The organism is Streptococcus sanguinis SK1 = NCTC 7863, assembly GCF_000194945.1.
In the GTDB taxonomy this organism is placed as follows: domain Bacteria; phylum Bacillota; class Bacilli; order Lactobacillales; family Streptococcaceae; genus Streptococcus; species Streptococcus sanguinis.
In genome coordinates, this window is sequence record NZ_GL878507.1 from 754,104 (window position 1) to 768,753 (window position 14,650).

A 14,650-nucleotide genomic window follows, 5' to 3' on the forward strand; every position below is an offset into this window, starting at 1 on the left:
TTTCCTACAAAAATTCAATGCTTTTGCTTAAAAATATATCTTTGAAGGCTGAAATCATCCAGTTTTTGAACAACCTGAAAATAGTGTTCATTTTTAACTAAAAAAATAAAAAAACAAATCTTCGGTTAGAAAATTTGCTTTTTAAAATGTGATTTACTTTGTTAGTCAGGGGTTCAAATTCAACTCAAAGAGACCATACTCATGCTTGTCTCCTTGAAGTTCTGCCGCATAGTGGCGCGTGACAGTTTTTTGATGAATCAAGGCTCCAATAGCTGAGGCTTGTCGCTTCTGCGCTTCTTTAAAAATCGGATAGGCCAAGGCAGAGCCCAACCCCAAGAATTGCTCATCTACTCCTAGATACATAATCGTATAACGTTTTGGAAAACGCTTGGTCCAAAAAAGCTTGGCTAGGTTAAGAGGAGTCAGTTTTTGATAAACCAGAGAACCGTAGTCCGGCATGGCAATCAGAAAACCAGCTAGCTTGCCCTCCTTATAGGCCAGCTTAACCATAGAAAAATCAAGAATGTACTGGTATTTCTGAAAAATCTGACTGAACTGCTGACTGGAAATAGACCGATAAATCGGAAAATCTTGATAGAGACGATTGAGAAGCTCAAAAACCTGCAGCGAGGCTTCTTCCCAGTCCTTCTTTTTGGGAGAGCAAATGGTGAAACCCGCTTCTTCAAAAGACTCAAAGCGATGAGCCAGCTTGTCCTGATGAGTTTTATTGCTGACCTTGGGATAAAAATTGGACAGATAGAGTTCTTTGATCTCAAAACCAGCAGCCTGCCACAGCTCAGGATAATAGGCTGGATTATGAGGTTCTCCAGTAAAAGGGACCTCCTCTGTTCCAGTCAGCTGCATTCGATAACCCAGCCAAAAACTTGCCTGTACCGGACCGATAATCCTGCTAGCTCCGAGACTTCGAGCAAAACCTGCTAAATGCTCGATAAAAGCAGATGCAATCTGTTGATCATTGATCGACTCGAAAAATCCCAAGTAAGCAGCCTCATCATCTGGATAGAAGGTCAGGAGGCCTCGAATACAAGGCTGGCCCTCCTCATAGCCAATAAAGGCATAGGTTTCTAAGTCAGAACTCAGCGGGTGACTGCCCTCAATCAAAGCCATCTCTTCCTCTTCCGACTGCATGAGGTGATCTGGCTGGTAAATCTGCTTGGGCAGAGCTAGAAAATCGGCCAGCTCTGTCGTATTAGGTTTGACTGGTTTAATTTCAAGCATAACCTTCCTCCTTGATCAGTCGAATCTTGCCAGTAAGGCCATCCATCTCAATCCAATCACCGTTTTGCAGCTGGCTGCAGGCGCCTCTGACATTGACAATGGAAGGAATACCCAACTCGCGGGAAATAATGGCCGTGTGCGAGAGCAAAGACCCCTGCTCGGCAATGACACCCTTGGCTTGGGTCAGAAGATAGACCCAGCCCGGATCGGTCATCTTGGTCACGATAATCCGGTCCTGAGCAGACTCAATCTCCTGCACATCTTCCACGACCAAAACCTGAGCCTTGACGCAGCCAGGTGAGCAGCCAATCCCTTGTAAGGCTTGATTGCCCGTATTATGACTGCTGGTACGGTTTTGCGGTTTCAGATATTTCTCAAAGACCTGTCCAGCAAAAACGTAGCGACTAAAGGTTGGCAGCTCCTTATCAGCCTCCAACTTCTCTCGACGCTCGGCTATCAAGCCGCTAACATCTCTGGGTTTTCTGGTCAGCTCAAACAATTCTTCCTTTGTCAGGTAAAAAACATCGTCAGGCGTAGCCAGCAGTCCTTGCTCGGCTAATTGCTGCCCAAGCGTTCGGAAAATCTGTCGCATCATGCCATAGATTCGTGTGCGGTTTAAGCGGGAGCTCTCCCGATATTTAACACCAGTCATGGCTCGCTTGCGAAGAAAATTCGTCCACCAGCCTGATTTTTGCTCAACTTCTTCAAGTTTCTGAGGGGCCAACTTTTTCTCCTCTTGTTGGTACATTTGCAGCAGGAGCTTGAACAGACGCTCTGGGTGCGTTCGGAAGGTTGGTGTTTCTAACTTCAACTCTTCCGGAGCTCGGTCACCAAATTCATGGATAAAATGAGTAATTTCTTGGACCAAAGGATGATGGCGACTTAGAAAAACTGCTGGACTTTCAGTTTCCATAGCCTGTCTAATCTCTGCATTTTCTTCTGCTTTCAGCTGAGCTGTTAAAGCCTGCAGAGCCAAAGCCGGTCTCATGCTTTCAATCTGCTCAATTCCCGCAATCTCAGCCTGAACCGCTCCGCCGCGCCGCGACTTCTTCAGGAGTCCAGTATAGACAAAAGCATAGAGGTCATTGACCAGTGTAATGTCCCAGTGAGCCAGAATATCCTCTTTCAGCTTGCTGACCAAGCCAATCAAGGTCTCCGCATCTGCATCGGGAGAAAAGCTCGCTTCGTATTGGCGCTGAATCTGGGCGAACTGCTCTTCCAATTGCCTCATTTGTTTGGGTGCCGTCCAAAACTCTCGGATGATTCGGAGCATGATTTGCAGGCGTTTGAAAGCAGACAGGTGCACTGGCATCTGAGGCACCTCTGTCTCTCTCACTCCCAGCATATCCTGCCAGATAGGAATGATTTTCTTAGAAAAAGGCAGAAGCTGCAAGAGCTGATACCAGCTCTGGATCTGGTAATAAACCCGACTGTTGACTGGTTGTAGCATATTTTGAAATGTGGATTCATAAGCTGCCAATTCAGGGGCATTCTTGCCAACCAATCGCTGGGCCAGACTGCGGAAAATGCTAGCATAGGCCTCCTGGATAAAGCTAATGGTCAAAGGACTAGAAACGCCCGGATAGCTCTCGACAATGTTGCTGTTATCCAGAATAATCTGCTGGCCTTCTAGCAAGGTAGTAATAGGTCGTGCTTGCAAAAGATAGAGCTGGCCATTTGCGAAGGTAAACTCCATATCCATATAAGGTCCGAAAAGCTGACTTACCTGACCAGCCAAGGCCTGTAAGTCCTCGAGTTGTTCCTGTGATAATTCTGGTGAGTCCTCCGTCTGCTCAGTATAAAAGAGCTGGTCCTTGGGATGGAGCGTCACCATGGTTGTAGGAATCTTATCCTCGACAACCTTATTGCCCAAGCCCCGACCGATGACAATGATGTGCTCGTTCAGAATGCCCTTGGGATTAGCTGTGAAGTAAATCCCAGACAGTTCTCCCTCCTGCATGACCTGAACAAGGCAAATCATCTGTGCCTGCTTCAAGGATAGTCCCTGCTCAAATAGATAACTAAGAGCCGACTCCTGATAAAGAGAGAGCAAAGTCGCTTGGACGGCTTCTTTAAGCCCCTCTGGCTTCACATTGAGCTGGCTCTCAAACTGACCGGCAAAGGATGAAGCCTTCCCATCCTCAATGGTTGCTGATGAGCGAACCGCAAAGCGACAGTCTGTCTGAGAAAACTCCTGATGAATCCAGTTTTCTGCTGCTGTCAGATCTTCTTGCGCAAACTGCTCTTTAGCCCAATCCTGAAATTGCTGACTGAGTTGGGACAATTCCAACTCTCCGGACCGATAGGCTACTTCCATCTGCTCCAAGTCAGCAGAGCTGGCAGATTCTTGAAAAAAGTCAAAAGCAAATACTGCAAAGTCAGGAACCGGCAAACCAGCAGCCTGCATTTTCAGCAAATGATAGGCCTTGCCTCCGACCTGGTCAAGCCCTGTCTGCTTGATTCTTTTCATCAAAGTACCCCCATCAAGAGATAAACAGCAACGGACAGAACCATTGTCGTCTCTGTGATATAAGTATAACGCTCCACCCGCTCCCGGATATTAAAGCGAGTCGGATCCTTGATAAACTGCTCAAACTGGACGGTCATCCAAATGACATTCAGCACCAAGATTACCACTCCAACATGGGAAATATTCCAGAGAAGGGCAAAATTGGTCAAGATATCCAGCAGAGTCACCACCTTGATAAAGCGAGTAGCTTTTTTGTAGCCAAAAAGCTTAGAATAGGTCACATACTCTGTCTCGTCTTTTGGCGCTCGAATCTTGCGGCAGACTTCCCAGATCAGACTTGGGAAATACATGGTAAAGGCCAGCAAGACAGTCGGCAGGGACAAGAGAGGCAGATTGTACTTGTAGCAGACAAAGGAAATAGTATAAAGATTCAAAATCATCATGACCGGATTATGGGTTACTAGAGCCAGTGGCAGAGAATTTTGAATCTTATCACGCTTAAAGAACCAGAAGGACATGAGAGTTCCGTAGATGTAGAGAAAGAGGAACCAGCCGATATTGTTCATAAAGAGGATATTGAGAAGTACAGATACAGCTACGATAAAGCTGAGGGCAATAGCCAGGTCCTTCTTTTTCACCCGGCCAGATGGCAGAGCCCGATGAGGAAAGAGGCGTCTGTCGGTCTCATAGTCCTTGAAATCATCCGCGATCCGCAGAATCATCAGAAAGACGAAAATGGTAAAAATTCCGATCAACTCCTGATGGTCAAAGCGAAACTTGGTCACTCCGTCATTGAGCAAGAGGACAAAATAAATCTCAAAAAACATGATAGCAGCCACAAAAAAACGCGGCAGCAAGGGAAACATTTCCTTATAATAAACAGCTAATCGTTTAAACATAGCTTTTCTCCAATCTTTTCACCCATTTGAATCTGGGTTTCTATTCCAAGGTCTGAGTAAGTCAGGATATCCTGATCCAAGCGAATCGTGCATGCTGGATAGAGGACAAGAATGGTTGAGCCGCCCAGACCAAAGCAGCCCTTCTCCTGTCCCCTGACCAAATGCTCCTGACTGTGATTGTATATTCTTCCGACCAAGAGAGCCCCTACTTCCATCTGCAGGACAGGTCCTAGGTCGGTATCTAAAAGACAGTATTCTCTTTTATTTTCCTTGTAAATCAAGCGCCGCTTCTGGGCTACCTGCCTGACCGTATGGAGGCGTCCCTTGATTTTTCGTCTTCGGGTAATTCTGCCGGATTCAGCCGCCAGATAGCGGTGCAGGTCTTCTACTCCCAAGCGATAGACCAGCGCTGTTCCGCCAGTGAACAGCTGAGCTAACTCTTCATCCAACAGTAAGTCAGCTAGCCTGTATGTCTGACCCTTTATCGTCAGCTGCAAGTCCTGACTAATGGTAAAAGCCTCCAGCTTGGCATCTGTCACAGCCAGTACTTGACTGTCAGGACAGACCGGACGTAGAGCGGGCTTGATTTTCCTCTGGAAGAAAGCCGCGAAGCTAGGATAGGGGCTATCTTCATAGTCAGCCAGATTCAGCTGATAATTTTCAACAAAAGCTGCTATTTTCTTGCGAGAAAAAGGAGTGTAGTCTTTCAAAGTCAGAAGATAAGACAGGCTAGGTCGGGTCAAGAAAGGCAACAAGATGCGGCCCCAAGCAGTACCATAAAGCTTGTCTAATAGACCCGCCTTGTATTCTGTCGGTTCAACTACTTGGCCAGTCCTTCTCTGATAGACCTTAACCATGCGGGAGAACCCCCAGACCAATCAAACTTGCAACAGCCAGAATCGCAAAGATCAGATAGGCCAGCTTATTGGGCTTGGGAATCCGGCAGTTGTAAACAAATAAGAAGGTCAGCAAAAGAGACAAGCCCAGCCACACCCAAGGAAAGAAACCAGGCGCCAGCCATTGACAGACCAGATAGGTCAGAGGAAAAAAGAGGGCGCTGTAGGTCACGGGCAAGCCGATAAAATAAGAGCCAGAGCCTTCATCATGCTTGGCCAAGCGATTAAAATGAGCTAAGCGCGTGACCGCAGCCAAGACATAGAGGACAGCCAAGATGATATTGGCCGCTCCCAAGGGCAGCTGAGTCATGAGGAGCACAGCCGGGAGAGCCGCAAAGCTAATCATGTCGCAGAGGGAATCAATCTCAATGCCGAAGCGCTTCTGACTTTCAGTCCGCTTCATCCGTCGAGCCACCACACCATCAAAGAGATCACAGATACCGCTAACGATAAAGGCCATCATGGCCAGCCGCCGCTGGGACTGAATGATGGCATAGACCGCCAACAGCGAAAAAGCAGCGCCCATATAGGTCAGGATAACAGATTTGTCGTATTCACCAATAAACAAAGGTTCATTCTTCTTCATGAATTCTTATTTCTCCTCTTCTTCCATCTAAAGATACAAGCATGCCAGTTTCTAGCAGCTGAGTTGCATTCTTAGCGCAGACCAGAGCTGGAATCCCGCATTCCCGAGCGACAATAGATGCATGGCAGAGAACCCCACCGTACTCTGTCACAAGACCGCCTAGAATACCGAAAACATAACTCCAACCCGTATCTGTATAGCGAGTGACAAGAATTTCTCCCGGTTCAATCGTCTCAATATCAGCCAAATCCAAGAGGACTCGAACCCGACCGGTCACCTGACCACTGCTGGCTGGCATTCCCATCAGCAGAGCCTGACTATCATGTGCCACCTCTTCCAAGCTCATCTCTTTGTCGGTCAAATCACCCACTGGTTCAAAATTCCGATAGGCCTGGCAATAATGCTGATTATCAGCAGCCTCTTCTTGAAGCTGGTCAGCAGTCTTTTGCCCTTCCATAAAGGAAGTCAGGTTTTCTTTCTTAATGAAAAAAATATCTTGTTCATTTTTCAGAAAACCTCGCTTTTCGTAGGCTCGGCCAAGTTTAAGGCTAATCTGGCGAACGAGGTGGTAATAGCGCGTGGAAATATCCTTGAACTCCTCCCGCCACCAGAGCAAGTTCCGCAGATCTTGACTGATTTTTTCTATCTTTTTCTGCTTGGCTCGAGATAGATGAGCCAAATCCAGCTCAGACTCTGAGACAGGACTGAGCGAAGCTTTGGCCGCTTGGTAATACGCTGAATCAGCAACCAATTGCTGAACCGCTGTCAGAACCTGATGAGCATCTTCTTCGTAACTCGCTACTCGTAAGTCCAGCTCCCGAGCCGAGTGATAGCCAAAGTCCTTTTGGAAATCCTGAATCTTGATGAAATCTGATCGCTCAGGATATTGTGCAGTCAGTTCCTGCAACTCTTCCACCGATAGCTTCAACCAATCGTCTGTCAGTTTCTCGTCTGCCAAAACAAGATCCGCAGCTTCCAGCATTCGAGCCAAAGGCTTGGTATGCGAAACATTTCCTAACTTAGCTATTAGTTGGAAAAATTCATCAATCGTCAGCCATTTGAGCAGACTGGTCTTTTTCATAGACAACTGGACCGTATTGATGTAGGCCTGCCAGAAATAAGTTCCCTCACTGTCTAAATAAGCCTGATTTAGCACCAACTGCCAAAGACTTTCGACCTGCTGGAGCGGGCTTTGGTCGTTCAGTTCTCGTATTTCCTGATTCAGGCGGGTAAATTGCTGGCGCAGCTCTTGAAGCTTGTCTGGTGCCTGATGCAGAAAAGTCTTAGTTACTTTTTGCGTTTTCAAAGCTACCCGCAGGAAATTCAAGAGCAAGGCTGGACTTAATTTGCTGGTAAAACCTTGACCTTGGTAGTCTTTATTAACTCCCAGCTCATCATCAAAGTCTCGCTCAATATAGCCCGGAATCTGCTCCATACCTTGCTTGACCACGCCTAAGTTCCAGAAGGGCCGTGCATAGTGCAGGCGCATCAGCGGTGGCATCACACCATCTGGCTCTAGGCCAATTGCCAGCAAAAAGCTGGAGAGTGCCTCTTGCCAAGAATGACGGTAAAGGCTCCACATCAGGTTTGGACAGGGCTGGGCCGCCACGCCTCCATCCCGAAAATTCGCTGTCGTCCAGCGGCCACTGTCTATTTTAGTTGGTACTGTTGTGATGGGCCGAGCCTGCAGCAGATAGACTTGCTCTTGGACAGCGCACCACTCAATATCCATCGGCCGACCAAAATACGCCACAATCTGCAAAACTTGCTCGTGCAGCTTCTGCAAGACTGCCAGAGGGATTTCAGTCTTTTCAAACTGGAGCCAGTCCGGCTTGTACCAAGCAAGAGTCAGCTGCTCAGGATTGACTTGACCGCTAACCAAGCTCTCAGCCGAGCCTTTTACATACTCAAGCAGCATAGACTGGTCCTGATTAGTCGCCACATCTAGGGAAAAGCAGACACCGCTGAAGTCGGGCTCTATCTGCTCCTGAATCAGCACTGCCATGGCAAAATTCTGCTCCGCCAGACCCTGACGCTGCCAGTAGGCCAAGGCTTCTGGATTAAAAAGAGAAAGCAGACAGGAACGAATGCCCTGCTCAATTTCTGACAGTGTCCGGCAGTCACCAATCGAGTCATATTGACCAGCAAATGACATGGTCTGTCCGTCTTCTAAGATGGCACTGCTGCGAACGATATAAGCTTGATTTTTCTGACAAAAAGCTGCTAACTCCTGTAGCCAAGCTGGCTCCAAGGGATATTGCTGCAAACGCTCGGCAATTTCCTCCTTGCCCAGTTTGATTAACTCTTCAAGTCCCTCTTTTGAATATTCTGGCAGAGCCGCTCTTAGCCAAGCCATTACTTGATCCGCAGGCAAAATCAAACCCTTAGGAACCGAAAGCCCCAGCTGACAGAGGTTGATTAACTGATTGATTTTACCGCCATAGACGACCGAAGGCTCTTTTTCCAGCCATAGTTCTTTCATCAAATACTCCCATCTCACATACGATTTTTTCTAAGCTTAGCCCAGTAGAGCAGACAATTGACTCCTAGATGCGTGCCCGCCCCTAGGATGAGTATGCCCAGCATCTGCTGCCAGGACAGAGGGATATAGAAAAGCAAGAAAATAATACAGCCAATCAAGGAATCAATCTGGTCTATCCAGATAAAAGTCCATTTCCAGCCATTCTCCGCCGTCTTGCCCTCTCTGATTTCCAAACGGCGCTTGATAAAACTATTGGGCAGCTCAAACAAAACATAAGCCAGCCCCAAAAGAGCGCCAAGCATCAGATTAAACAGCACGGTATTTTCGTAGAAAGCATAGACCAAGTGCAGCGTCTCTAGGGTAGGAATACTCTTCAAGAGCAATCCCCAGAGAATCTGAGCCAAAGCTCCCCAGAGAATCATGCCAAGGAAACCTTTCCAGGTCTTGTTAGCCCCAAAAAGCCTCTTCCCATCCTTTAAAATCAGCCCAGCATCCATTGGTCGATAAGCCGCCTCTAGCAGTGAAGACTTGCAAAAGATCATATTCAGAACTCCAGCCAGAATGACCGGCATCAGGGTGATATATAAGGCAAGAATCGAACGCATACTTATTTCCTATTCTTTTTATGAAAATCAGTTTGAAAAGATTAAGAGACTTCTCAAACTTTTATGACTTCATTATATCATAAGTCACTAAAGCCCTTACACAACAAACTGTCAACAACTGTCACATCTGATTATGGTACAAAAATTCGTTATTCTAAAATGTTGCTTCCCGTCGCATCTGTAACTACCTGATTTTTTAAGAAATACTAAGAGTTAGTAGCAACTAAACAAGATTTCAGATAATATGTCAATCAATCTTCTTTTTATTATAAAATGCTTTTAAAAATTTGTAAAGAAGGGTTTTATAATAAAAATTAAAAAACCAGCTTTTCTAGCTGGTTTGTCAGTTTATCCTCTATCATCATAGCCATTTGGATGACTGGAGTGCCATTTCCAAGCAGTTTCGATAATGGTTTCGATATTGTCAAATTTCGGCTGCCAGCCCAGAATTTTTCTTGCTTTCTCAGAGGAAGCAATCAGCGTATCCGGATCGCCTGGGCGCCGCTCTGCTATTTCCAAAGGAATAGGATGTCCGGTCACCTTTCGAGCTACTTCTACAATCTGCAGGTTGGAAAAACCAGTCGAAGAGCCAAGGTTAAAGGCATCTGAAGGCTGTCCTGCACGCAGATGCTCAACAGCCAAAATATGAGCGTCAGCCAAGTCGAAAGGATGGACATAATCTCGGACATTGGTGCCGTCTGGAGTATCGTAATCATCGCCAAAGACGGCAATCTTCTCACGTTTGCCCTGAGCCACTTGAAGCACAATGGGCAAGAGATGAGTTTCAGGTCCGTGGTCCTCGCCAATAGAGCCGTCGGGCTTGGCACCCGCCACATTGAAATAACGCAGGGCTACAAACTTGATGCCATAGGCCTGGTCTGCCCAACGCATAATAGTCTCCATCATAAGCTTGCTCTCACCATAAGGATTAATCGGCTTTTGCGGGGTCGTTTCCAGAATCGGCACTTCCTCAGGAATGCCATAAGTCGCAGCGGTTGAAGAAAAGACAATGTTTTTAACGCCGCATTCCTGCATGACTTCCAAAAGAGAAACCATACCGGCTGTGTTATTGTCAAAATACTTGAGCGGGTCCGCCATAGACTCTGCCACCAGTGAAAAGGCTGCAAAGTGAATGACTGCATCGATGGATGGATGCTTAGCAAAGACATCACGCATAAAGTCCTTATCCGCCAAATCCCCCTCATAAAAGACTGCTTGCGGGTGGACGGCTGCCCGATGACCAGTCACCAAATTATCAACAACGACTACCTCTTCCTTACCTGCTGCTATCAAACGGTCAACCATGTGCGAGCCGATATAGCCAGCTCCACCTAATACTAAAATTGCCATAAAACCTTCCTTTCCCTGTTACGCTAGATTCATTATAACACATTTCCTAGGGCTGGATGCCGACGGATTGGACGAAGCGCATGAAAGCCTCCTGCCCTTCCTCTGTTCGCTTGTAAACTCCCGCGTCTTCCAGTACTCGGCTGAAAATTTGTCCAACCGATGCCTGAACTACTCCTTCCACCGTCTCAGCGGTAACATCTGGATTCTGGTCTTTGAGTTGATTGACCCAATCCCTATGATAGGCAGCGACTTGACAGTCATCTCCCAGCAAGAAAAGTTCCACTTGCTTGAGTTCTTCCTTGAGCCGAGGCGGCAGAATAGCCAGCCCCATAACCTCAATCAGGCCGATATTTTCTTTCTTAATATGCTGCACATCCCTATGAGGATGGTAAATGCCGTCCGGATGTTCTGGGGAAGTTTGATTGTCCCGCAAGACCAAGTCCAGCTCAAAAGATCCATCTTTCCTGCGGGCAATCGGTGTGATGGTATGGTGAGGCTCAACCTCAGACTCTGCCAACACCTGCACACTTGGGTCAGAATAAGTTCGCCAAGCTTGCAAGATCTTGTCAGCCAACTCAATCAACAATTGCTTTTTCTCAGACCTTAGACGAATGACGGACATGGGCCACTTGACAATGCCTGCCTCCACCTCTTCAAATCCGCTAAAAGTAAAGCTGCAATCCAGCTCTGCTATTTCCATAGGGAAGGTATGACGTCCGCCCTGATAGTGGTCGTGGGTCAGGATAGAGCCGCCGACAATAGGGAGGTCGGCGTTAGAACCTGCGAAATAGCCTGGAAAGGTCTCAACGATGTCCAGCAGACGCTCAAAGGTCAGCCGACTGATAGCCATGGGAAGGTGCTGGCTGTGGAGAAAGATGCAATGCTCATTAAAGTAGGCATAGGGGGAATACTGGAAGCCCCACTCCTGTCCAGCCAAGTCAAATCGAATAATGCGATGGTTGGCACGGGCTGGGTGGTCCAAGCGCCCTTGGTAACCTTCATTTTCCATACAGAGCTGGCAGGCTGGATAATTACTATTCTTAACCTTTTTAGCTGCCGCAATTTCCTTGGGATCCTTTTCTGGCTTAGAGAGATTGATGGTGATTTCCAAATCTCCATATTCAGTCGGTGCTTTGAAAGCAATGTTTTTAGCAATGGCCTTGACCTTGATATAGTCATTCTTTTGACTAAGCTGGTAAAAATCAGCTACAGCTTGCTCAGGATTGGAGGCATAAGTCGTCCAGAAGTCCCGATTGAGCTGGCTAGGGGCAGGTGTGATTAAGTTCATGAGCTCAGCTCCCAGTATATCCTGCTCAGCCAGAGTATCACCAATCTTCCCATTCTTGACAGCCAAAGCTACCAAGTCATCCTTCAGGTCAATTAGCTGCTCAGCCTCAGTCTCCTGCTCTGCCACTGCCTCTCCAACTAAAGCCATGACACGATTGCTCAGATAGATGGTGTCCATTTCTTCAAAAGTACTATTGTCAATCACTGCAGATACAAAAGCAGTCAGTAACTTCTTGGACATAGATCTTCCTTTCTTTTGCTAGTAAAGAGAGTGGGACAGAAATCGGTAATTCGTTAGAATTCGATTTCGTCGTCCCACCTCCGCACAGTTGATTAGGGCTGTAAAAGCTGATGAAATCAGCGTAATAGAGCCCACTCAACCACTGCGTCTTGCTCGACAATCCAAAGACAATTGAGAGGCTAGGACTTTTGTCCCAGACCCAAGTTTCTTTTCTGTGAATTAGTCCAGCACTCGGCTTCCGCCAGCTACTTCTGCAATGTAAAAGCTAGGGGCATAGCCGACAACTTCTTGATACTTGCGGCCGACATTTTCTTTGAAAGATTCCACCGCATCCTTAGCAACTAAAGCAATGGCGCAGCCACCGAAGCCTGCTCCAGTCATACGAGCCCCCAGAACACCTTCTTGCTCCCAGGCCGTGTGAACCAAGGTGTCCAGCTCTAGACCAGTCACTTCATAGTCATGCTCTAAAGAAACATGGGACGCATTCATGAGACGGCCGAATTTGTCAAGATCGCCTGCCTGCAAAGCTGCCCGCGCTTGCAAAGTCCGTTGATTTTCCAAAACAGCATGGCGAGCCCGTTTGAGACGATTTTCGTCCTCTATCAGATAGCTATACTCATCAAAGGCCCACTCGTCCAACTCACCCAAGGTAGCGATAGACAGCTTGCGATTGAGCTCTTCAACAGCTTTTTCGCACTCCGCCCGACGCTCATTGTATTTAGAGTCAGCTAACTCACGACGCTTGTTGGTATTCATAATCACTACGACATTATCCTTAAGATCAAGCGGCACCAAATCATATTCGAGAGTATTGGTGTCTAAGTAAATAGCCCGCTGGTCAGCACCCATTCCGATAGCAAACTGGTCCATAATGCCAGAATTAACCCCGATAAACTCATTTTCAGTTAATTTACCGATTTTCACTAGGTCCAAACGTTCCAACTGCAAATCAAAGAGTTTCTCAGCAATGACACCCGTCAAAAGCTCTAGCGATGCAGAAGATGATAAGCCAGAACCATTTGGAATATTTCCATAAACATAGACATCCATACCTCGGTCAATTGTATGGCCTGCCTCCTGCAGAAAATGCAGAACTCCTTTCGGATAGTTGGTCCAGTTATGCTCAGGCTCAAAGTGCAGGTTTTCCAGCGACACTTCAATAATCCCTTTTTCTTCAAAATTCCCTGAGAAGAATCTCAAGAGCTGATCGTCCCGCTTGCGAGCCGCTCCATAAGTTCCTAGAGAAATCGCAGCAGGAAAAACATGGCCGCCGTTATAGTCCGTATGCTCACCAATCAGATTGATCCGACCGGGTGAAAAGAAAGTGTGGTCCGCTTCTACTCCAAAAACCTTGGCAAAATCTGCGCGGACTTGCTCCGCTGAAATTAGGTTTGACATAAGCTAAACTCCTTTAAAATGAATGATCGACATTGTAATCGTTTTCTTATATTTATTATAACTGTTTCCGAGTAAAACTTCAATAAATTTAGTAAAATTTTACTTAACAAAATGTTTACTAAATTCTTCTTTGTTATTTACTAATTTTTAAGTTATAATTTATGTAGACAGTAAATTGAAAAGGATCAAATCAAATGGCTACTATCAAAGATATCGCTCAGGCTGCTGGTGTTTCTCCCGCAACTGTTTCGCGGGTTTTGAATTATGACAAGTCCATGTCTGTCAGCGATGAGACGCGTAGGAAGATTTTCGATATCGCTGAACAGCTCAACTACAAAAAAAGCAACAGACAGAAAAAGACTTTGCCTCAGACCCACCGCATTGCCATCGTTGAATGGTACACTGAGCTGGAAGAGCTGGATGATCTTTACTACTACTCCATCCGCTTAGGCATTGAAAAGAAAGCCCAGAAACTGGGCTATGATATCGTGCGTATTTTCAACAACGACTCTCTAAACCAGCTAGAACAGATTGACGGCATCATTGCCATCGGAAAATTTAGCAGCAAGCAAGTCAAGGAGCTGGAGCAATACAGCCCTGCCCTAGTTTTCGTGGATAGCGATACTCTCGACCAAGGCCACAGCTGTGTGACAACGGACTTTGAGCATGCCGTTACTCATGTTCTTGACCATTTTCTTCAGCAGGGCATTCAAGAAATCGCTATGATTGCTGGACGCGAAGAGACTACAGACGGAACGACAAGTCTTGACGATCCGCGCTTGGCCTGCTTCTGCCGTTACCTTAGTGACAAAGGCCTTTATCAGCCGACTTATGTCAAGACAGGCAAGTTCTCCTCAGAGTCGGGCTACCAGCTGATGAAAGACATGATTGACGAACAAAAAGAACAGATGCCCAAAGCATTTTTCATAGCCAGCGATGCTCTGGCTGTCGGTGCCCTCCGTGCTCTTCAGGAAGCGGGAATAGCTGTTCCCCAAGATGTCCAGATTATTTCCTTTAATGATACATCCATCGCCAAATACGTCTATCCGCCTCTCAGCACTGTGACAGTCTTTACAGAGGAAATGGGCAAGCAAGCTCTGCAGATGCTGGACCAGTTGATCAAAATAGACGAAAGCCCCATCCCTTATATGATCAAGCTCTCAACCAAGCTGACACTAAGAGAAAGCAGCCTTTAAG

11 protein-coding genes are annotated in these 14,650 nt (G+C 46.7%); 1 reads left to right on the forward strand and 10 read right to left on the reverse strand.

Annotated elements, in window-relative coordinates; genetic code table 11:
• Window positions 1-165: 165 nt before the first annotated feature.
• From HMPREF9378_RS07195 to HMPREF9378_RS07150, 10 genes are all read right to left on the reverse strand, one after another.
• A complete protein-coding gene (locus HMPREF9378_RS07195; RefSeq protein ID WP_002913620.1) occupies window positions 166-1,239 on the reverse strand; it encodes a hypothetical protein in 1,074 nt (357 codons plus the stop codon).
• A complete protein-coding gene (locus tag HMPREF9378_RS07190) occupies window positions 1,232-3,709 on the reverse strand; it encodes a phosphoenolpyruvate synthase (protein ID WP_002913622.1) in 2,478 nt (825 codons plus the stop codon). Before HMPREF9378_RS07190 ends, HMPREF9378_RS07195 begins: the two co-directional genes overlap by 8 nt.
• Window positions 3,709-4,608, reverse strand: a complete 900-nt coding sequence (locus HMPREF9378_RS07185; RefSeq protein ID WP_002913624.1) for a UbiA family prenyltransferase — start codon at window positions 4,606-4,608, stop codon at window positions 3,709-3,711. The genes HMPREF9378_RS07190 and HMPREF9378_RS07185 overlap by 1 nt, the downstream gene beginning before the upstream one ends.
• Window positions 4,593-5,465 carry a phosphatidylserine decarboxylase gene (locus HMPREF9378_RS07180; RefSeq protein WP_002900512.1) on the reverse strand — a complete coding sequence of 291 codons (873 nt, stop codon included), beginning with the start codon at window positions 5,463-5,465 and terminating at the stop codon, window positions 4,593-4,595. The genes HMPREF9378_RS07185 and HMPREF9378_RS07180 overlap by 16 nt, the downstream gene beginning before the upstream one ends.
• Complete coding sequence (locus HMPREF9378_RS07175; protein WP_002900513.1) at window positions 5,458-6,090, reverse strand: CDP-alcohol phosphatidyltransferase family protein; 633 nt, start codon at window positions 6,088-6,090, stop codon at window positions 5,458-5,460. Before HMPREF9378_RS07175 ends, HMPREF9378_RS07180 begins: the two co-directional genes overlap by 8 nt.
• Complete coding sequence (locus tag HMPREF9378_RS07170) at window positions 6,077-8,572, reverse strand: PEP/pyruvate-binding domain-containing protein (RefSeq protein WP_002900514.1); 2,496 nt, start codon at window positions 8,570-8,572, stop codon at window positions 6,077-6,079. The genes HMPREF9378_RS07175 and HMPREF9378_RS07170 overlap by 14 nt, the downstream gene beginning before the upstream one ends.
• A 14-nt stretch (window positions 8,573-8,586) precedes the next feature.
• Window positions 8,587-9,177, reverse strand: a complete 591-nt coding sequence (locus HMPREF9378_RS07165) for a CDP-archaeol synthase (RefSeq protein WP_002900515.1) — start codon at window positions 9,175-9,177, stop codon at window positions 8,587-8,589.
• A 348-nt stretch (window positions 9,178-9,525) separates the two neighbouring features.
• On the reverse strand, window positions 9,526-10,527 hold the full coding sequence (gene galE / locus HMPREF9378_RS07160; protein WP_002900516.1) for a UDP-glucose 4-epimerase GalE: 1,002 nt from the start codon (window positions 10,525-10,527) through the stop codon (window positions 9,526-9,528).
• A gap of 46 nt (window positions 10,528-10,573) precedes the next feature.
• Entirely contained in the window at window positions 10,574-12,055 is a 1,482-nt protein-coding gene (gene galT / locus HMPREF9378_RS07155) for a UDP-glucose--hexose-1-phosphate uridylyltransferase (protein WP_002900517.1), read from the reverse strand.
• A gap of 219 nt (window positions 12,056-12,274) precedes the next feature.
• Window positions 12,275-13,453, reverse strand: a complete 1,179-nt coding sequence (locus HMPREF9378_RS07150) for a galactokinase (RefSeq protein WP_002900518.1) — start codon at window positions 13,451-13,453, stop codon at window positions 12,275-12,277.
• 194 nt (window positions 13,454-13,647) lie between these two features.
• Between HMPREF9378_RS07150 and HMPREF9378_RS07145 the strand changes: the two genes are divergently transcribed.
• On the forward strand, window positions 13,648-14,649 hold the full coding sequence (locus HMPREF9378_RS07145) for a LacI family DNA-binding transcriptional regulator (RefSeq protein ID WP_002913627.1): 1,002 nt from the start codon (window positions 13,648-13,650) through the stop codon (window positions 14,647-14,649).
• Window position 14,650: the final 1 nt, after the last annotated feature.

Excerpts from the sequence above, each read along its gene's own strand:
- HMPREF9378_RS07195 (WP_002913620.1), bottom strand. The coding sequence starts at position 1,239 with ATGCTTGAAATTAAACCAGTCAAACCTAATACGACAGAGCTGGCCGAT.
- HMPREF9378_RS07190 (WP_002913622.1), bottom strand. The coding sequence starts at position 3,709 with ATGAAAAGAATCAAGCAGACAGGGCTTGACCAGGTCGGAGGCAAGGCC.
- HMPREF9378_RS07185 (WP_002913624.1), bottom strand. The coding sequence starts at position 4,608 with ATGTTTAAACGATTAGCTGTTTATTATAAGGAAATGTTTCCCTTGCTG.
- HMPREF9378_RS07180 (WP_002900512.1), bottom strand. The coding sequence starts at position 5,465 with ATGGTTAAGGTCTATCAGAGAAGGACTGGCCAAGTAGTTGAACCGACA.
- HMPREF9378_RS07175 (WP_002900513.1), bottom strand. The coding sequence starts at position 6,090 with ATGAAGAAGAATGAACCTTTGTTTATTGGTGAATACGACAAATCTGTT.
- HMPREF9378_RS07170 (WP_002900514.1), bottom strand. The coding sequence starts at position 8,572 with ATGAAAGAACTATGGCTGGAAAAAGAGCCTTCGGTCGTCTATGGCGGT.
- HMPREF9378_RS07165 (WP_002900515.1), bottom strand. The coding sequence starts at position 9,177 with ATGCGTTCGATTCTTGCCTTATATATCACCCTGATGCCGGTCATTCTG.
- galE (WP_002900516.1), bottom strand. The coding sequence starts at position 10,527 with ATGGCAATTTTAGTATTAGGTGGAGCTGGCTATATCGGCTCGCACATG.
- galT (WP_002900517.1), bottom strand. The coding sequence starts at position 12,055 with ATGTCCAAGAAGTTACTGACTGCTTTTGTATCTGCAGTGATTGACAAT.
- HMPREF9378_RS07150 (WP_002900518.1), bottom strand. The coding sequence starts at position 13,453 with ATGTCAAACCTAATTTCAGCGGAGCAAGTCCGCGCAGATTTTGCCAAG.
- HMPREF9378_RS07145 (WP_002913627.1), top strand. The coding sequence starts at position 13,648 with ATGGCTACTATCAAAGATATCGCTCAGGCTGCTGGTGTTTCTCCCGCA.